The following is an 18,954-nucleotide window of genomic DNA, read 5'->3' on the forward strand; positions in this document are numbered from 1 at the left end:
GGCATGGCAGCGATCGATCTCGACACCTATGTGAAGGGTGTGCTCGACGGGAAGCGGGCCCTGGTGGCCCGCGCCATCACGCTCGTCGAGTCCACCCGCCCACAACACCGGGCGCTGGCGCAGGAGTTGCTCACCGAGCTGCTCCCGCACAGCGGCCGGGCACGGCGGATCGGGGTGAGCGGGGTGCCGGGCGTCGGCAAGTCGACGTTCATCGACGCGTTCGGCACCATGCTGACCTCGCTGGGCCACCGGGTCGCCGTCCTCGCGGTGGACCCGTCCTCCACCCGCACCGGCGGCTCGATCCTGGGCGACAAGACCCGGATGGAGCGGCTGGCGGTCGACCCGGACGCCTTCGTACGGCCCTCCCCCAGCGCGGGCACGCTGGGCGGGGTCGCGAAGGCCACCCGGGAGTCGATGGTGGTGATGGAGGCGGCGGGCTACGACGTGATCCTGGTGGAGACCGTCGGCGTCGGCCAGTCGGAGACCACGGTCGCCGAGATGGTGGACTCCTTCCTGCTGCTCACCCTGGCCCGCACCGGCGACCAGCTCCAGGGCATCAAGAAGGGCGTCCTGGAACTGGCCGACGTGATCGCCGTCAACAAGGCGGACGGCCCGCACGAGCGGGACGCGCGGGCGGCCGCCCGGGAACTGGCGGGCGCGCTGCGGCTGATGCACGGCAGGGACGCCTTCTGGACCCCGCCGGTGCTGCACTGCAGCGCCCGGGAGTCCACCGGCCTGGACACGGTCTGGGAGCGCCTCGAACAGCACCGCACCCTGCTGGACTCCACCGGCCGGCTGGCCGCCAAGCGGCGGGACCAGCAGGTCGGCTGGGCCTGGGCGATGGTGCACGACGAACTCCTCGGCCGACTGCACACCGACCCGGCGGTCCGCGCGGCCGTACCGGACCTGGAACAACAGGTCCGGGAGGGCCGGCTGACGCCGACCCGGGCCGCGGAGCACATCCTGGCGGCGTTCGAGGGCCGTACGACGGAATCCTGATCCGCCACCGCGTAGCCGAACCCTGGCCGGAACTCGCCGGGCCTCCGACGGCCGGTCCTAGAGTCGGATGTCCTGGTGATCTCTGTGAGGGGGCCTGAGTACTGTGGCGGACAAGCGGGTTGTCGTCGTGACCGGCGGGGGCACGGGTATCGGGGAGGCCACGGCCCGGCTGCTGTGCGAGCAGGGGCACCATGTGGTCGTGTCCGGCCGGCGGGCCGAGCCGCTGCGCCGACTTGCCGCGGAGACCGGGGCGTTGGCGTATCCGTCGGACGTCGGGGAGGCCGAGGCGGCCGAGGGGCTCGTCCGGGCGGCGCTGGACGCGCACGGGCGGCTCGACGGGGTGGTGCTGAACGCGGGCATCGGCCGGGGTGGCGCGGTGGGGGATCTCACGCTCGCCGACTGGGACGAGGTGATGCGCACCAACGTCACCGGTCCGCTGTTGCTGCTGCGCGCCGCGATCCCGTATCTGCTGGAGTCCCGGGGTGCGGTGGCCGCCGTCGCCTCGGTGTCCGCGCTGCGCAACGGCACGAGCAACGCGCCGTACGCCACCTCGAAGGCGGCCCTGCTCCAGCTCTGCCGTTCCGTGGCCGTCGACTACGGGCGGCGGGGGGTGCGGGCCAACGTCGTGTGCCCGGGCTGGGTGCGGACCGAGATGGCCGACCGCCGGATGGCGCGCTTCGCCGTGGAGGCGGACCTGCCGGGCGGTGACGTGGCGGCCGCCTACGCGGAGGCGACCCGGCTACTGCCGGCGGGGCGGCCGGGCGAGCCGCGCGAGGTGGCGGAGGCGATCTGCTGGCTGTTGTCCCCGGCGGCCTCGTACGTCAACGGAGCGGTCCTCACCGTCGACGGCGGCGCGACAGCCGTGGACCCGGGCACCCTGGCGTTCGACTTCGGCATCACCCCGCGGGGCGGCGAGGACACCTCCGCCCGCTGACGGACCGCGCGGCGTCAGCGGAGCGCGACGACGACGCAGCTGTCGCCGTACTGCCAGACCGTGCCGGCCCGGGTGAATCCCGCCTGCCGCAGCAGGCGGAGATGGTCGGCGAGGGACAGCCGGACGGTGTCGCCGGCACTGCCGGCCGGCTGCCGCTCGCGGCGTTCGGCGAGGAGGTCGGCAAGTTCGGGCTCCGCCTCGGCTGCGGCCCACCAGGCGGCCCAGTCCTCCTGGTCGAAGGCCTGCCGCCGCTCGGCCCGGCGGCGGGCCACGGACTCCGCCAGCTCGGCGAGCACGGCGTCGTCCGGCGGCAGGTGGTCGCCGTTGACGAGGACACCGCCCGGCCGCAGCAGCGCGGCGATTTCCCGGTAGACGCGGGCCAGCGTGCCGGGGCTCAGATAGTGCAGGGCGGTGGAGGAGACGACCGCGTCCGGGGGGCGGTCCAGGGCCAGCGCGTCGGTCCAGCCGGGCGCGCCGATCACGGTGTCGACATAGCGGGCCGCGTCGGCGTGGTGGGTGCGGGCCAGCTCCAGCAGCAGGGGGTCCCGGTCCACCGCCACGATGTCCGCGTCGGGCAGTCTGCGGGCCAGCCGCGCGGCCAGCGAGCCGGGGCCGCAGCCGAGGTCGGCCACCAGGGGCCGGCCCGGGCGGCCGGCGGTGCTGTGCTCGACCACGTCGGCGATCACCGTGAAGCGGTCCTCGCGGTCGACGGCGTACCGCTGCTGCTGGAGTTCCCAGCGTTCCACCCAGGTCTCGGCCGTCGCCAGACTCAGTCCCATCCCGTCGTGCCACCTCGCCGTCTCGCGCCGCGGGTCCGTGTCTCGCACCCTACAGCTGGAAACGGTTTCCATTACATTTTAGTGGTGCTTCGGGGGACCTATGTCACCCGAGAGTGGAAAGGACCGTCAGCAGCCGGTCGATCTCCTCGACGGTGTTGTACACATGCAGGCTCACCCGGACCGACTCGGTCTTCTCCCCCTCGCCGCCCTGGCAGTGGTGGTCGCTGCGGACCATGAAGCCGTGGCTGAACAGGATGAACCCCAGGTCGCCGGAGCCGATCTCGCGGTGCCGGAAGGTGACGATGCCCCGGCGCTGCTGCACGGTCGATCCGGCGGCGAGGCTGGTCCGGCAGCCGAGGATCTCGTAGCCGGGCAGGTGGCGCAGCCCGTCGGTGAGCCGGGCGGCCAGGGCGACCGTCCACCGTTCGATGCGTTCGGTACCCGCGCTGCGCAGCCAGTCCAGCGCGGCGGCCAGCGAGAGGATCCCGACGGTGTTGGGGCTGCCGGACCAGCCGCCCGGCACGAACGCGGGGCCGCGGGCCTGCCTGGCCCAGACCGCCCCCGAGCCGGGCAGCGCCAGGGCCTTGTGCCCGGAGAAGGCGACGAAGTCGACGTCCAGCCGCACCAGGGACACCGGCAGGTGACCGACGCTCTGGGAGGCGTCCAGGCAGATGACCGCGTCCGGGCCGACCGCCTCCCGGATGCGGTGGACGTTCATGTCTCCGCCGTAGACGTGGTGGACATGGGTGGCGGCGACGAACCGGGTGCGCGGGCCGGCGAGCCGGGCGAGGGCCCGGTGGTCGTAGTCCCCGGACGCCTGCTGGTACGGCATCGGCAGCACACTGATGTGTGTGCCCTCGCGGGCCAGCTGCCGCTGGGTCTCCAGCCAGGGCTCGATGTTGGCCCGGTGGTCGGCGAGGGGTACGACGATCTCGTCGCCGTCGGTGAGGAGTCCGGGCAGCCAGTCGCGGGCGATGGTGCGCAGCCCCTCGGTGGTGCCGCTGGTGAAGTGCACCGCCGACCGCTCCGGTTCCGGGTCGCCCAGGAACTGCCGGACGGTGTCCCGGGTCTGTTCGACCAGGGAGGTGGTGCGGTTGGCCCAGGGGTAGGTGCCCCGGCCGGCGTTGGCGTTGGCCGTGGTGAGGTAGGTCTGGACGGCGTCGAGCACCGCCCGGGGCTTCTGGGAGGTGGCCGCGCTGTCGAGGTACACCAGGTCCGGGTGCCCGGTGATGATGGGGAACTGGTCCCGCAGCTCGCGCTGCCACTCCCGCAGCTCGTCGGGGACAGCACCGCTGCTCAGCGTGGTCATCTCGGTCACTCCCGCACCAGCGGGGCGCCGGCGTCCCGCCAGGCGATGATGCCGCCGGCCAGGCTGCGCACATCGGGGTGGCCCAGCCTGGTCAGCAGCGCGGCGTACCGGGCCGACTTCTCGCCGACCGGACAGGCCAGCAGCACCGGACGGGTACGGCTGAACGGCAGCCCGCCGCGCAGGAGTTCCTCGAAGAGTTCGTCCACGATGTTGACCGAGCCGTCGATGTGCAGGGCGGCGAAGGCGTAGGGGCTGCGCAGGTCGACCACGAGCGGGTCGTCGGTGGCGATCCACTGCCGGGCCTCGGCGACCCCGACGGCGGGTGCCGCCCGCACCTCGGCGTCGGTGAGGTCGGCCGGGGAGTCGGCGCGGCGCGGGCGCCCGAACAGGTCGGGGCGGCGCTGCCGTACGTAACTCAGATAGCTCTCGACGCGGTCGCAGACGATGAAGACGGCGGTCTGCCGGTCCGTCGCCTCGCCGTCGACGGCCTTGAGCCTGCGGACGGCGCCGAAGTAGGCGGCGCCCCCGGTGGGCCCGGCGAGGATGCCGCAGCGGCGGTTCAGGGTGAGCATTCCCTCGATCGCGTCGTCGGAGTTCACCGACTCGATCGCGTCATAGGTGCCGGGGTCGAAGAGGCCCACCTGGTGTGCCTCGTCGATGGTGCGGATGCCGGGGATGAAGTCGGACTTGGCGGCGACCAGCCCGAGGACCCGTACGGCCGGGTCCTGTTCGCGCAGCGCCCGGGCGACACCGGTGGAGGAGCCCGCCGTACCGACGCAGGCGATGAACCAGTCCGGGGCGCGGCCGTCCAGGTCCTTGACGATCTCCGGTCCGGTGCCGGTGAGATGGGCCTCGGTGTTGCGCGGGTTGAAGTACTGGTCCGTGTGCAGAGAGGCGCTGCCGGGCTCGGACAGGGTCCGGTGGAAGAGGGTCAGCGGGTCGTCGGTGGCCGTCGGGTCCAGACACTCGCTCTGGCCCGGCAGCTCCTCGATCTCCGCGCCGAGCAGCAGGAGCAGCTCCTTGATCTCCGGGATGCGCATCCGGTTGGTGACGCTCTTGAAGGTCAGCCCGTGCATGCCGGCGAGTACGGCCAGGGCCTTGGCGGTGTTGCCGCTGGACAGCTCGACCAGCTGGCTGCCCTGCGCGGCCGCGTCGGCCAGGAGCGGGCCGGCCATGCTCCAGGCGGCGCGGTCCTTGACCGAGCCGAACGGGTTGAGCAGCTCCAGCTTGGCGTACAGATCGATGTGGCGCAGACCGTGCACGGCCGGGTCGATCCGCACCAGCGGTGTGTTGCCGATGGCCTCGGTGATGCTGTCGTACCTCACTGCGCTCCCCCCAGGTCGTGCCCCGCCCCGCCCATGGACGCGGTCGGCCAGTACTCGTCGTCCAGGCACCAGCGCCATGCCCCGCCCTCCCGCCAGACGGCGGCCTTGCGCGCGACCGGCTGCCGCTGGGCGTGCGTGGCGTGGAAGTCCATGCAGTAACCGGCGGTGTTGGCGAAGGCCAGCAGATCGCCCGGTGAGGGGCGGTGCGGCAGAAAGACCGTCCGGCGCGTGATCAGGTCGGTCTCCAGGCACAGGGCGCCGAAGAGATGGACGGCCACCGGCCCGTCCGCGTCCCCCCGCGCCGGGTCCCGGGGGACGAGGACGGGGTCCATGAGCACACCGTGTTCCTCCAGCCCCACGTCCGTGGCGGTCGCCGCGAGCCGTACGAGGAGTTCGCCGCCGTCGTCCTGGGTCCGCACCTCCAGCACCCTGGCCAGGGTCAGCCCGCACTGGTCCAGCAGGGCGCGGCCGGGCTCGACATACAGGTCGTACAGGTGCTCCAGCAGCAGCCCGGCGAGCGGCCGGCCGCCGAAGGAGGCGGCGGGATGCGCGAGCAGTTCGTCGAGGTAGCGCGGGCCGGCGACCGGGCGGTGGGCGGGGTAGAGGCCGAGCGAGCCGCGCAGTGTGCCACCTTCGTTGCGCAGCCCGTAGCCGTGCCCGCCCCAGGTCAGCGGCGGCCGGGTGCCGAGGACGGCGGCCGTCAGCTCGGTCGTGTACCGCTCCCACTGCTCGCCGTCGGCGAGATAGCCGGCGCCGAAGCCGCCTCCGATGTCCACGGCCGACGGGCGCAGTCCGCGGCCGCGGCACTCCTCCAGGATCCGCAGACAGCCCTCCAGCGCCGTCGCCTTCTCGGCGACGCCGGTCGTGTCCAGGTGATAGGCGAGACCCGTCAACTCCACGGCGTCGGTGTGCCGTTCGACCGCCGCCAGCAGCCCCTCCCACTCCTTCACGGGCGTGCCGAAGCGGCTGCGCCGGCTCAGCACCCGCACCCCGGAGGCCTCGAACCCCGACAGCCGGAGCAGCACCCGGGTACGCGGCAGTCCGAACCTGCGCACCAGCGCCGCGAGTTGCTCCAGCTCGGCCGGGCCGTCGACACCGACGGTGACCGCGGTGCGCGCGGCCAGCCACAGGAACTCGGGGTTCTTCGGGCCGGTGGCCATGATCCGGTCAGGGGTGAAGCCGGCGCCGAGCGCGTGCTGCAACTCCCCCAGCGAGGCCACGTCCACCCCGGCGTCGGTGGCGGCCAGCCGCCGCAGCAGGGCGCTGGACCGGTTGGCCTTGTGCGCGAGAAACACCTGCCCGGACAGCCGATGACGCCCGTACACCGCCCTGAACTCTTTCAAGTTGAGGTCGAGTTGCTCGGGCACCACCAGATTCAGAGGTGATCCGAGGGCGTCGGTGAGGGTGTGCAGCAACTCGCGGGAGTCGAGGAGCGAACGCAGCCCCTCCTCCAGCCGCGGTGCGAGATACAAGGGCTGCCCGCCCATACCCGGCCCTCCCCCAGCACATCGGGCCCGGCAATTCCGGGCACTCCTCCCACTCCCCGCAGCGCGCCGTAGAGCACCCTTCCCACCCGTCGGCCGCTTTACCCCCCACTTGGGGATGTTCGGGGCGCAGCGCGGGGCGCGACCGTAGAGGGGATGCGCCGTGGCAGCGCGTCACGGGCCGGCTCGACCAGCCCGCCCGCACGGTCCCCTCCATGGGCCGCGCCCGGGCGCCGATGTGGTCCGGCCGCCGTGAGCCGTATGCGGGCGGGCCGGGATCGCGTCGTAACCTGCGGACATGAGCGATGTCGCCCCCCACACCCCGCGCGAGGCGTTCGACCTGCTGCTGGCCGGCAACCACCGCTTCGCCGCCGGGACGCCCGAGCACCCCAACCAGGACTCCGCCCGCCGCGCCGGCCTGACCTCCTCCCAGCGCCCCTTCGCCGTACTGTTCGGATGCTCCGACTCCCGGCTGGCCGCCGAGATCATCTTCGACCGCGGGCTGGGAGACCTGTTCGTCGTGCGCACCGCCGGACACGTGGCGGGGCCGGAGGTCCTGGGCAGCATCGAGTACGGCGTGCGTGTGCTGGGCTGTCCGCTGGTCGTGGTCCTCGGCCACGACGCCTGCGGTGCGGTGGCGGCGACCCGTGAGGCGGTGGCGGAGGGTACGACCGCCCCCGGCTTCCTGCGGGACGTGACGGAACGGGTGACGCCGAGTGTGCTGGCCGCTCAGGCCGCCGGGGTGAGCACGGACGACGAGTTCATCGACACGCACGTCCGGCACACGGTGGACCTCCTCGTGGAGCGCTCCCGGGAACTGGCCGACCAGGTCGCCGCCGGCCGCACAGCGGTCGTGGGCCTCTCCTACCGCCTGGCCGACGGCAACGCCCGGCTGGTCACCGCCCGCGGCCTGGATCCCAGATGACGAGTGCGGATCAGCCGGAACCGGCCCCACCTGGGTGAGGCCGGCCGTCGGTGAGCTGCGCAGGCCGGTTCAGCGCTGGAGGGTGAGGAGACCCGGTCGCCAGGGCAGCTGGTCGTAGGGACCGCTCGCGGAAGGCGACTTGCCCTGGTAGAGGAGCTGGAGGTTGCAGGGGTCGACGGTCATGGTCTGGTCGGGGTTGTCGCGGACCAGGTCACCGTGGCTGATGTCGTTGGTCCAGGTGGCCCCGCTGTTGGCCTTGCCGGCGAAGGGATTGCTCTCGGTGGCGGCCTGCGGGGTCCACGAGCCGTTCAGGCTGGTGGCGGTGAAGGAGCGGAAGTAGCGCTGCTCGTTCGCGCCCCGCGCCTCGACGATCATCAGGTACTGGTTCTGACCCTTGACCTTGTAGACCTGCGGCGCCTCGAACAGGTTCTTCACCGAGTCGCTCATGACCGTCGTGTACGACGAGCCGAAGTTGCCCGGGAAGTTCCCGATCGGCATGCTCGCCCGGTAGATGCTGCCGTTGTCACCGGCGAAGAACAGGTACATGTTCTGGTCGTCGGCGATCAGGGTCTGGTCGATCGGGGCGGCGCCGCCGGGGAGGCTGCCGGTGAACAGCGCCTGCGGCGCGGACCAGCCGTTGGGGTTGGTGGGGTCGGTGGAGGTGCGGTAGAAGAAGGGCCACTGACCCCACTGGGACGCCAGTACCCAGATCTTCTTGGGCGCGAAGTAGAACAGGGTGGGCGCGACCGTGGCCTGGTTCATCCCGGTCTGGCCGGCCGACGCCATGTCCGACCAGTTCGTGAAGGGCTGGAACATCATCGAGCCGTACGACGACCCCGACACGTTCGACGCGTAGACCAGGTGCTTGCCGTTGTACGTCACGTTGGTGAAGTCCTTCAGCGAGACCCAGCCGTTCGCCGGCTGCGCCAGCGCACCGGTCGAGGACCACCGGTAGGTCGACGGCAGCGAACACGTGCCGCCACCCGGCGGGGTCGTCCCGGACAGGCCGGTCCACTTCTGGTTGTCCGTGCCGGCGCAGTTCCAGAGCTGCACCGCCGTGCCGTTGGCGGTGGCGCCGCCCGAGACGTCCAGGCACAGTCCGGACTCCACGGCGACGACCGTGCCGTCGGAGTTCACCCGCCACTGCTGGTTGGTGCCGCCGTTGCAGGACCAGATCTCCACCTTGGTCCCGGCCGTGGTGGCGTGGCCCGGGACGTCCAGGCACTTGTTGCCGTACACGGTGAGCTGGTTGCTGTCCGTCAACGTCCACTGCTGGTTGGTCCCGCCCCAGCAGTCATAGATCTGTAGAGACGTGCCGTCGGTCTGGCTGGCGCCCGGCACATCGAGGCACCGGCCGGAACCGACACCGCGCAAGGCGCCGCTGGAAGCCGCCTGCGCCGGGGCGGCGACGAGCATCGCGGCCAACGCGGCCAGGGCCGCCACCACGGCGGCGAGCACCCCTGACGGATGCCTGCGGCTGAAACTTCCTGGGTGCATGGATACGTCCTCAACCTTCAGTTGGCGGGGCCATGACACGCGCATCCCTGACATGCAGCGCTGGCCGGATGTTCGTTATGCCGAACAAGGATCGAAGGGTCGAGCAACCCGAATGATAGAGAACCGTTGAACGGCGTCAATACCTCTCGCATGGATCGCCATCATCATCGAAACATTCGCACCGCCAAAGGTCGACCAGCGCCCGGCACGCCGTCAAACGGCTGGCTCGTAAGCGACTTGACCCCGGAACGGAGCGATGTACGGACGGTGCAGGCGCCGGTCGGCCTTGCCTCAAACATCCGGGATACACCGCAATTTCCGCACGCCGTCGACGTCAGCATCGGCGGCCGCCGTCCGCTTACCGGATTATCGAAAGTTTCGTAAGTCAATCGGAAATTTCTGCTGTGAAGAGGATTGACGATCCACGGTCACGCCTCAATCATCACTGGCCGGACGACGCAATTCCCTGCTCATCAATCGATCAGCGATTTCTACCTCTGGAGGCACACCCATGGGCTCGTATGCCCTTCCCAGATCCGACACCCGCCACAAGAGCCGCAACCTGCTGCTGGCGCTGGTCGTCGGCGTCCTCGGTGTGGTCACCGCACTGGCCGCACCGCCGCCCGCCCACGCCGCCGAGACCACGCTCGGCGCCGCGGCGGCACAGAGCGGCCGCTACTTCGGCACCGCCATCGCCGCCGGCCGGCTGGGCGACTCGGCGTACACGTCGATCGCAAGCCGTGAGTTCAACATGGTGACGGCCGAGAACGAGATGAAGATCGACGCCACCGAACCCCAGCGGGGCCAGTTCGACTTCAGCGCCGGCGACCGCGTCTACAACTGGGCGGTGCAGAACGGCAAGCGGGTGCGTGGCCACACACTGGCCTGGTACGCCCAGCAGCCCGCCTGGATGCAGAGCCTCAGCGGCAGCTCACTGCGCCAGGCGATGATCGACCACATCAACGGCGTCGTGGGCCACTACAAGGGCAAGATCGCCCAGTGGGACGTCGTGAACGAGGCCTTCGCCGACGGCAATTCGGGAGCCCGGCGGGACTCCAACCTGCAACGCACGGGCAACGACTGGATCGAGGTCGCCTTCCGCACCGCGCGCGCCGCCGACCCGGCGGCCAAGCTCTGCTACAACGACTACAACATCGAGAACTGGAACTGGGCCAAGACCCAGGCCGTGTACGCCATGGTCCGGGACTTCAAGCAGCGCGGCGTGCCGATCGACTGCGTCGGGTTCCAGTCGCACTTCAACAGCGGCAGCCCGTACGACAGCAACTTCCGCACCACCCTGCAGAATTTCGCCGCCCTCGGCGTCGACGTGGCCATCACCGAACTCGACATCCAGGGCGCCTCGCCCACGACCTACGCCAACGTGACCAACGACTGCCTGGCCGTCTCGCGCTGCCTCGGCATCACCGTCTGGGGTGTGCGCGACACCGACTCCTGGCGATCGGGGGACACTCCACTGCTGTTCAACGGCGACGGCAGCAAGAAGCCTGCCTACACCGCCGTCCTCAACGCACTCAACGGCGGCAGCTCCACGACGCCCCCTCCTGCGACCGGCGGAGAGATCAAGGGCGTCGGCTCGGGCCGCTGCCTGGACGTGCCCGGATCCAGCACCACCGACGGAACCCAGGTCCAGCTGTGGGACTGCCACAGCGGCACCAACCAGCAGTGGACGTACACCGACGCCGGTGAGCTGAGGGTCTACGGCAACAAGTGCCTTGACGCCGGCGGCACAGGCAATGGTGCCAAGGTCCAGATCTACAGCTGCTGGGGCGGTGACAACCAGAAGTGGCGCCTCAACTCCGACGGATCCATCGCCGGCGTCCAGTCCGGCCTCTGCCTCGACGCCGTCTCGGCCGGCACCGCCAACGGCACCCTGATCCAGCTCTACTCCTGCTCGAACGGCACCAACCAGCGCTGGACCCGTACCTGACGGTCCCGGGGTCGCCGCCGTGATGGCGGCGACCCCGTCAGACGCCCTGTGCGGCGGGCTCGGAGCCTATCCGAGGGCCCACTGCTGGTTGCTGCCGCCGGAGCATGACCAGAGTTGGACCGGAGCGCCGTTGGCGGTGGAAGCTCCGGCCACATCCAGGCACAGGCCGGACTGGGCGCTGGTGATCGTGCCGTTGGAGTTGATGTTCCACTGCTGGTTGGCCTGACCGTTGCAGGACCAGACGATCGCCTTGGTTCCGTTGGTGGTGCCCTTGGCGTCGGCGTCCAGGCAGAGGGTGCTGCCTCCGACCGTGACCGTCAGCTCGTTCGACGAGGTGTGCGTCCAGGTCTGGTTGGCCCCGCCGCTACAGCTGTATATCTGCTGCTGAGTGCCCAGGGTCGTGGTCGAGTTCGGGTCGTCCAGGCACTTGCCCGCACCCATCGCGTGCAGCGCACCCGTGGTGCCGGTGGTGGAGCCGCCGCCGTCCAGCCCCATGAAGTGAAGGGCGTAGGCGGCCATCTGCGTGCCCTGGATCGGCAGTTGGTGCCCGGCCCCGGCGATGCTGTACGCCTCGACCTGTGTGCTGCCGGAGCTGTTGTTGTACCGGGTCCGGTTCCAGTTGGCGACCGGGGTGTCACTCGACGACGGGGTCTGACTCACCCCGAGCACGTTCGTCCACTGTTTGATCTCTTCACCGAGATTGTTGTGGCTCAGCGTGGTGTCGGCGGTGCCGTGCCACAGCTGCACACGGGGGCGCGGCCCGGTGTAGCCGGGATCGGCATGACGCACCAGGTCGCCCCACTGCTGTGCGGTCATGGAGACCTGGCCCCCGGCGCACGGCCCGTTCCAGCCGCGCGAAGTGCCCGTGTAGAAGCAGTGGTACGGCACGCCCATGAACGCGGCGCCCGCTTTGAACACGTCCGGGTAGTCCGCGAGCATGACGTTGGTCATCATCCCGCCCGACGACTCGCCGGTGACGTACACGGCGTTGGGGTTCCCGCCGTAGTGCTGCTCGGTGTAGGTGATCATCGACATCAGCCCGACCGGATCGCTGCCGCCGTTGCGCGTCAGCGCCTGGTCCGACGAGACGTCCCAGCAACTGCCGCCGGGGTTGGTCGAGGGATAGATGACGATGAAGCCGTACCGGTCGGCCAGCGATCCGAAATCGGTGCTGGAGTACAGGTACGGTCCGGAGCCCTGGCACCCGTGCAGCGCCAGGAGGATCGGCGGGTTGGCCCTGACGTTGTTCGGCACGTAGACGTACATCTGCAAGCCGGTCGGGTTGGTGCCGAAGTTCGTGATCTGGGTGAGCGAGGCGGCGGCGGCCTGGGGCGCGGCGGGCAGGATCACCCCGATCGCGGCGCCGAGGGCTAAGAGCACGCCGAGCAGGCGGAACTTCAGGCGGGATCGAAGCATGGGATGTCATCCTCCACGGGCTGTCGTTGGCCTGCCTGAGTCCAGGCATGGCTCGCTCTCGTGGGTGCGCGTCGATGCAGGTGGGAAGGTCTCATCGGCGCTGCCACGATCTCAACCAGATGGGTTCAGGGAGTGACACTGCCCCGATGTCCGTGTCCTGTCAAGGAGTCATGGGATGTCTTCCCGGCCGCTGCGTGTCCGCGTCACCGTGGCCTGCGGAGCCTCGGCGCCGCCCAGGCGCGTTGTCCTGCGTTCGGGTGTCAGGAGCGGCAACCGAGCGTCAGGAGGTCATTGCTCAGGCCCGGACACGGACCAAGGGCGTATCGACCAGGTGTTCGGCGAGGAACCACGCCTGGAGTTCGCCGGTCCGGATCGCCTGGGAGACGAGCAGGTCGTTGGTGCCGTCGTCGCCCAGCTCGGCGGTGCGGGTGGCCGCGTCATGGGCCTCCGTCAGGATGACCTCGTGGGCCTCCAGCAGTCGCGAGAGCATCGCCGGGACCTCCTCGACACCGTCCGGAGGGCGCGGGATCGACGTGATCTCGGCGACGTGCCGGGGATCGCCCACGGCGACACCGCCCAGGGTCTGGACCCGCTCGGCGAGGGCGTCGACGAGTTCCAGCTGTTCCCCCGCGTGCTTGTCCAGGACCAGGTGGAGTTGGTAGAAGGTCGCCCCGCGCATCAGCCAGTGGTGCTTCTTGTAGAGGCCGTAAAGGATCTGGGTGTCCGCGAGGACCTTGTTGAGGCGCTGGCAGGAGTACATGCGCGTCTCGTAGGACAGGCCGAGGGGGAACTGCTTCACGGTCCCGAACTCCTGGATGATCTCGCCCTTCTGGTGCAGCCACGGCTGGCTGCCGACGTGCTGGGATTCGATGGTCATGTTCCGCCTCCTGCTGACTGGCCGTGGACACGGATGACGCTAGGTGCCGGCACGGCGGGCGGTTGCCCTGAAGCGCACATGCACGTGCTCGGGAGCGCACGGAACGATCCGTGCGTGCCCTTGTTCCCTCTCGGGCAAGCCCCCGTGCGCCGGCGGGCACGGCTCGGCACCTCGTCCCGCCTAACGTCGCTGACGACATGGGCCCGGAAAACGACGAGGAGAGGCATGATGCCGAGCGAGCAGCGGAGGGTGGATTGCGCCCCGGGAGCCCCGCGTTGAGCCTGCGGGGGCGGGACCCGAGGGAAGCGCACAGAACCGCCACGACGCTGGAGTGCTTTTTCGACCTGTGCTTCGTCATCGCGGTCGCGCAGGCGTCCGCGTGTCTGAACACGGCGGTGACGAGCGGACACTGGCTCACCGGCGCCCTGCGCTTCGCGCTGGTCTTCTTCACGATCTGGTGGGCCTGGATGAACTTCACCTGGTTCGCATCCGCCTATGACCCCGACGACGTCCCCTACCGGTTGACGGTGCTGGTCCAGATCGCGGGCTCCCTCATTCTCGCCGCCGGTGTCCCCAGCGCGTTCGAGGAAGGCGATCTGCGCGTCGTCACGCTCGGATACATCGTCCTGCGTACGGCGCTGACCACGCTGTGGCTGCGAGTCGCACGATCGGATCCCGCTCGGCGGCGGACCGCGCTCCGCTTCGCCACGGGAGTGACGGGTTGCCAGGTGGGCTGGGTCGGGGTGCTCTTCCTCCCGGCCCCGGCGCGCCTGCCGGCCATCATCGCGTTGATCGTCGCCGAGGTCTGTGTTCCGGTGTGGGCGCAGTCCGCGAGAATGACCCCGTGGCATCCGCACCACATCGCCGAGCGGTACGGGTTGTTCGTCCTCATCGTGCTGGGTGAGTCCGTCGCGGCCGCCGCTGCGGCGGTCCGCGGTGCCCTGAACCGGGACCATGGCACCGCGGCGCTGTACCTGCTGGCGGCAGGTGGCCTGCTTCTGGTCTTCGCCCTGTGGTGGCTGTACTTCGCCCGGCCGGCCCATACCCTGCTCGCCACCTCGCACCAGGCCCATCGCAGGAGGTTCACCTGGGCGTACGGCCACTACCTGATCTTCGCCTCGGCAGCCGCCGAGGGAGCCGGCCTGGCAGCGTACGCCCAGCTGATCACCGGGCGCACCGGTGTCCCGCCGTTGTCGGCGGGTGGCGCGGTCACGGTGCCGGCGGCGGTCTTCCTCATCACCGTGTGGGCTGTGCATGTCCGGCCGCACCGGCGGAGCCGGGTCGAACAGCTTGCGTTTCCCGCGGTGGCGGTGGCAGTCCTGATGGCTGCCCGCTCGCCGGCGCCGGCCCTCCTGGCCGCTCTGGCGGCGGCGGCCCTGGTCGTCGTGGTCACCCTGGTCGACCGGGCCGAGCGGGTACGGCGAGAGGGGCCGTGAGACGGAGTGGGGTGCCGCCCGGAGTCCGTCTCCGCGCAGCACCCCTTTCCCGGGTCAGCTCGTGGCGCGCACCGCCTCGCGGATCAGCTCGGCGACCTGCTTCGGCTGGGAGACGGCGACCGCGTGCGAGGCGCCCTCGATCTCGACGACGGTCGCCCCCGCGCGCTTCGCGCCGAAGCGCTCGACCTCCGGGTTGATCGCGGCGTCGGCGCCCGCGACCAGCGCCCAGGACGGCTTGGTCTTCCAGGCAGCGGCGGAGGCCGTCTCCTCGAAGGCGGCGGCGGCCAGCGGGCGCTGCGCCACGGCCAGCACCTTCGTGACGTCTGCGGGCACGTCGGCGGCGAAGACCGCGGGGAAGGCGTCCGCGGCGATGGTGACCTCGACGGCCGGGTCGCCGTCCGCGACGGGGTACGTCCACTGCTTGAGGTTGCTCACCAGCGGGGAGAGCGGGAAGCGGCCCTGCAGCTCGCCGAGGCTCTCGCCCTCTTCGGGGACGTAGGCGGCCACGTAGACCAGCCCGACGACGTTCTCCGTGGTGCCGGCGACGGTGATCAGCGCACCGCCGTAGGAGTGGCCGACCAGCACGACGGGGCCGTCGATCTGGGCCGCCACGGAGGCGATGTACGCGGCGTCCGAGGCCAGGCCGCGCAGCGGGTTGGGCGGGGCGATGACCGGGATGTCGTGGCGCTGGAGCTCCTCGATGACGCCGGACCAGCTGGCCGCGTCGGCGAAGGCGCCGTGGACGAGGACGACGGTGGGAGTGGTGGTGCTCATGTCTGTCGGATCTCCTTGCGGTCAGGCGGTGTGCAGGGCGGCGCGCAGGGTGCCGGCGGCCATCGTGATGGCGGCCTCGGCGGCGTGGGTCCCGCGCAGGGCGTTGAGCATCACGAAGTCGTGGATGATGCCCTGGAAGCGGACGGCGGTGACGGGGACGCCGGCCTCGCGAAGCTTGTTGGCGTACGCCTCGCCCTCATCGCGCAGGACGTCGGCCTCGCCGGTGATGACCAGCGCCGGGGGCAGGCCGGTGAGCTGCTCGGTGGTGGCGCGCAGCGGGGAGGCGGTGATCCGGGCGCGCTCGGCCTCGTCGGTCGTGTACTGGTCCCAGAACCACTGCATGCCGTCGCGGCGCAGGAAGTAACCGGTGGCGAACTGGTGGTAGGACGGCGTGTCGAAGTTCGCGTCCGTCACCGGGTAGAACAGCACCTGCTGCACCAGGGAGACGTCGCCGCGCTCCTTGGCCATCAGGGTGAGGGCGGCGCTCATGTTGCCGCCGACGGAGTCCCCGGCCACGGCCAGCCGGGTGCCGTCCAGGCCCTTGGCGGCGCCTTCCTGCACGACCCACCGCGCGACCGCGTAGTTCTGCTCGATGGCGACCGGGTAGCGGTGCTCGGGCGAGAGGTCGTACTCAGGGAAGACCACGGCGGCGTTCGCGCCGACGGCGAGTTCGCGCACCAGGCGGTCGTGGGTGTGGGCGTTGCCGAACACCCAGCCGGCCCCGTGGATGTAGAGGATCACCGGGAGGGTGCCGGTGGTCCCGGCGGGCTTGACGATGCGGGCCCGGACACTGCCCGTGGGGCCGCCGGAGACGGTGATCCACTCCTCGTCGATCGCCGGCTTGTCGATCTCGCCGGACTGCACCTCGTCGACGGCCTTGCGTCCCTCCGCCGGGGGCAGGTCGAAGAGGTAGGGCGGATTGGCGGTCGCCTCCGCGAAGGCGGCTGCCGCGGGTTCCAGTACCGGCTGAACCGGCTCGGCGGTGTGGGACATGTGCCTCTCCCGATGTTCCAAGGGACTGTTTCGTGTGGTGCGCCGGTCACGCTAGTGAGCGTCACCGGGTCGGGATGCTCCGTACGCGCACACCGCTGTTCCCCCAGCGCACTGCGGGTTTCCGGCCGGCTGGCGAGCGTGCGGAGTACTGAGCGACGCAGTGCACGGTGGGACCAAGCCCGGTGCACTGCGGAGACATTGCCGCAGGTCGGTCGCGTCTAGCGTGAGGGCGGAAGCGAGACGGTGGCCCCTTGCCGCGTCTGCCCTCCATCCCACCGGCGCGGCGCGTATCCCGGACTTCGCCTTGGCGCGCCGCGGATGGGTGGAACCGAACTCCCCTGTCCCGGAAAGGACTTCACGCGATGTCGACAATGCCGGTCGGCGGGCTCGTTCCGCGTGCCTCCGACGACGCCGCAGACCTCGTCGTCCGCAACGCGAAGATCCACACAGCCGACCCGAGACGCCCGCACGCCGAGGCCATCGCGGTCCGGGACGGCGTCATCACCGTCGTCGGCGACGACAACGACGTGGCCCCGCACATCGGTACGGCCACCACGGTGGTCGACGCATGCGGCCGCCGGGTCGTCCCCGGCCTCAACGACGCCCACCTGCACGTGATCCGCGGGGGCCTGAACTACGTACTGGAGCTGCGCTGGGACGGGGTGCGCAGCCTGCGGCAGGGGCTGGCGATGCTGCGTGAACAGGCCGCGCGTACCCCGAAGGGCCAGTGGGTGCGGGTGGTGGGTGGCTGGTCCGTCGAGCAGTTCGCCGAGCGCCGGCTGCCAACCGTCACCGAACTGAACGCGGCCGCTCCGGACACCCCGGTGTTCGTGCTGCACCTGTACCACTCGGCCGTGCTGAACCGTGCGGCGCTCAAGGCCGCCGGCTTCACCAAGGACACGCCGGACCCCAAGGGCGGCCAGATCATGCGCGGCCGGGACGGGGAACCGACCGGCATGCTGCTGGCCGCGCCCAGCGCCCTCATCCTCTACTCGACCCTCGCCAAGGCGCCGCTCCTGGAGAGCGAGGAGGACAAGAAAACCTCCACCCGTCATTTCCTGCGCGAGCTGAACAGGTTCGGACTGACCTCGGCGATCGACGCCGCCGGCGGATTCCAGAACTTCCCCGACAACTACGCCACCGTCATCGAACTGGCCAAGGCCGGCCAGCTCTCGATGCGCATCGCCTATCATCTCTTCCCGCAGACTCCGGGCCAGGAGGTCGACGATCTCGCCCGCTGGATCGAGACGGCCCGCCCCGAGGACGGGGACGAATGGCTGCGCCTGAACGGCGCGGGCGAGAATCTCACCTGGGCCGCCGCGGACTTCGAGAACTTCGCCGAGCCGCGTCCCGAACTCATCTCGGACTACGAGGTCGAGTTCGAGAAGGCGGTCCGTCTCCTCATGGAGAACGGGTGGGGCTTCCGGCTGCACGCCACCTACGACGAGACCATCCGCCGGGACCTCGCGGTCTTCGAGAAACTCGCCGCGGACGGGCTTTTCCCGGCCGGGAACCGGTGGCTGTTCGACCACGCGGAAACCGTCTCCACGGACAGCCTCGACCGCATCGCCGCGCTCGGCGGCGCGATGTCCGTGCAGAATCGTCTGTCTTTCCAGGGTGAGGCGTTCCTGCGCCGGTACGGTCCCGGCGCCGCCGCGGACGCCCCGCCGATCCGGGCCATGCTGGACCGCGGGCTGACCGTGGCTGCCGGCACCGACGCCACCCGGGTGTCCTCCTACAACCCGTGGGTGGCCCTGCACTGGCTGGTCAGCGGCCGCACCGTCGGCGACCTGACGCTGCGCCCTCCGGCCAACCGCGTCGGCCGGCAGGCCGCGCTGACGATGTTCACCCGCGCCGGGGCCGTACTGACCGGCGAGGACGAGGTCAAGGGCGTCCTGCGGCCGGGCTGCTACGCGGACCTGGCGATGCTGTCCGAGGACTACTTCACCGTGCCCGAGCCCGAGATCGCTCACATCGAGTCGCTGCTGACGGTGACCGGCGGGCGGATCGTCTACGCCGCCGGCACCTACGAGGGGCTGGACGAGGAACTGCCGCCCGTCAGCCCCGCCTGGAGCCCGGTGGCGCATTTCGGCGGCTACCAGGCGTCTCCCTCAGCGGCCGGCGCCCGCCAGGCGGAGTCCCTCGGCCAGGCCGTCGCCGAATCGGAGCAGCACCGCCAGTGGCGCATCGCCCGTGGCCTCACCCCGGAGACCGCGAGCACGCCCTTCGATCCCTGCTTCGACCTCTAGAACACCCGG

15 protein-coding genes are annotated in these 18,954 nt (G+C 70.7%); 6 read left to right on the top strand and 9 right to left on the bottom strand.

The features are described from left to right. Positions 1-3 precede the first annotated feature (3 nt). Positions 4-999 carry a methylmalonyl Co-A mutase-associated GTPase MeaB gene (gene meaB / locus ACWCV9_RS24330; RefSeq protein WP_450789494.1) on the top strand — a complete coding sequence of 332 codons (996 nt, stop codon included), beginning with the start codon at positions 4-6 and terminating at the stop codon, positions 997-999. Positions 1,000-1,102: 103 nt separating this feature from the next. Further along, positions 1,103-1,933 (top strand): SDR family NAD(P)-dependent oxidoreductase, encoded by an 831-nt coding sequence (locus tag ACWCV9_RS24335; RefSeq protein WP_450789496.1) that lies wholly within the window; start codon positions 1,103-1,105, stop codon positions 1,931-1,933. A gap of 14 nt (positions 1,934-1,947) precedes the next feature. Here ACWCV9_RS24335 and ACWCV9_RS24340 read toward each other — a convergent pair whose 3' ends face one another. The 4 genes from ACWCV9_RS24340 to ACWCV9_RS24355 form a co-directional block, all read right to left on the bottom strand. Then, a complete protein-coding gene (locus ACWCV9_RS24340; RefSeq protein ID WP_450789498.1) occupies positions 1,948-2,712 on the bottom strand; it encodes a class I SAM-dependent methyltransferase in 765 nt (254 codons plus the stop codon). 103 nt (positions 2,713-2,815) lie between these two features. Next, positions 2,816-4,021, bottom strand: coding sequence for an aminotransferase class V-fold PLP-dependent enzyme (locus tag ACWCV9_RS24345; protein ID WP_450789500.1), 1,206 nt, complete (start codon positions 4,019-4,021; stop codon positions 2,816-2,818). Between the two features lie 5 nt (positions 4,022-4,026). Then, positions 4,027-5,346 carry a pyridoxal-phosphate dependent enzyme gene (locus ACWCV9_RS24350; RefSeq protein ID WP_450789502.1) on the bottom strand — a complete coding sequence of 440 codons (1,320 nt, stop codon included), beginning with the start codon at positions 5,344-5,346 and terminating at the stop codon, positions 4,027-4,029. Beyond that, a complete protein-coding gene (locus tag ACWCV9_RS24355; RefSeq protein WP_450789504.1) occupies positions 5,343-6,833 on the bottom strand; it encodes a Y4yA family PLP-dependent enzyme in 1,491 nt (496 codons plus the stop codon). The genes ACWCV9_RS24350 and ACWCV9_RS24355 overlap by 4 nt, the downstream gene beginning before the upstream one ends. A 295-nt stretch (positions 6,834-7,128) precedes the next feature. On the opposite strand from ACWCV9_RS24355, the gene ACWCV9_RS24360 reads away from it, so the two are divergent. Further along, a complete protein-coding gene (locus tag ACWCV9_RS24360; protein WP_450789506.1) occupies positions 7,129-7,755 on the top strand; it encodes a carbonic anhydrase in 627 nt (208 codons plus the stop codon). Positions 7,756-7,824: 69 nt separating this feature from the next. Here the strand turns inward: ACWCV9_RS24360 and ACWCV9_RS24365 are convergent, their stop codons facing one another. Continuing rightward, a complete protein-coding gene (locus ACWCV9_RS24365; RefSeq protein WP_450789508.1) occupies positions 7,825-9,252 on the bottom strand; it encodes a non-reducing end alpha-L-arabinofuranosidase family hydrolase in 1,428 nt (475 codons plus the stop codon). A gap of 511 nt (positions 9,253-9,763) precedes the next feature. Between ACWCV9_RS24365 and ACWCV9_RS24370 the strand changes: the two genes are divergently transcribed. Continuing rightward, the gene (locus ACWCV9_RS24370) at positions 9,764-11,200 is read left to right on the top strand and encodes an endo-1,4-beta-xylanase (RefSeq protein ID WP_450789510.1); all 1,437 of its coding nucleotides are present in this window, start codon (positions 9,764-9,766) and stop codon (positions 11,198-11,200) included. 66 nt (positions 11,201-11,266) lie between these two features. On the opposite strand, the gene ACWCV9_RS24375 is transcribed toward ACWCV9_RS24370, so the two are convergent. Both ACWCV9_RS24375 and ACWCV9_RS24380 read right to left on the bottom strand, forming a co-directional pair. Then, entirely contained in the window at positions 11,267-12,616 is a 1,350-nt protein-coding gene (locus tag ACWCV9_RS24375; RefSeq protein WP_450789511.1) for an extracellular catalytic domain type 1 short-chain-length polyhydroxyalkanoate depolymerase, read from the bottom strand. Between the two features lie 295 nt (positions 12,617-12,911). After that, positions 12,912-13,493: a Dps family protein gene (locus tag ACWCV9_RS24380; protein WP_385840499.1), complete on the bottom strand. Its 582-nt coding sequence runs from the start codon at positions 13,491-13,493 to the stop codon at positions 12,912-12,914. 275 nt (positions 13,494-13,768) lie between these two features. On the opposite strand from ACWCV9_RS24380, the gene ACWCV9_RS24385 reads away from it, so the two are divergent. Further along, on the top strand, positions 13,769-14,929 hold the full coding sequence (locus ACWCV9_RS24385) for a low temperature requirement protein A (RefSeq protein WP_450789513.1): 1,161 nt from the start codon (positions 13,769-13,771) through the stop codon (positions 14,927-14,929). Between the two features lie 54 nt (positions 14,930-14,983). Here ACWCV9_RS24385 and ACWCV9_RS24390 read toward each other — a convergent pair whose 3' ends face one another. Together ACWCV9_RS24390 and ACWCV9_RS24395 are read right to left on the bottom strand one after the other, a co-directional pair. After that, complete coding sequence (locus ACWCV9_RS24390) at positions 14,984-15,703, bottom strand: alpha/beta fold hydrolase (RefSeq protein WP_450789515.1); 720 nt, start codon at positions 15,701-15,703, stop codon at positions 14,984-14,986. Positions 15,704-15,724: 21 nt separating this feature from the next. Continuing rightward, positions 15,725-16,696 (bottom strand): alpha/beta hydrolase, encoded by a 972-nt coding sequence (locus tag ACWCV9_RS24395; protein ID WP_450789517.1) that lies wholly within the window; start codon positions 16,694-16,696, stop codon positions 15,725-15,727. A 362-nt stretch (positions 16,697-17,058) separates the two neighbouring features. Between ACWCV9_RS24395 and ACWCV9_RS24400 the strand changes: the two genes are divergently transcribed. After that, a complete protein-coding gene (locus ACWCV9_RS24400) occupies positions 17,059-18,945 on the top strand; it encodes an amidohydrolase (RefSeq protein ID WP_450789519.1) in 1,887 nt (628 codons plus the stop codon). Positions 18,946-18,954 lie beyond the last annotated feature (9 nt).

Source organism: Streptomyces sp. NPDC001606 (assembly GCF_053596835.1).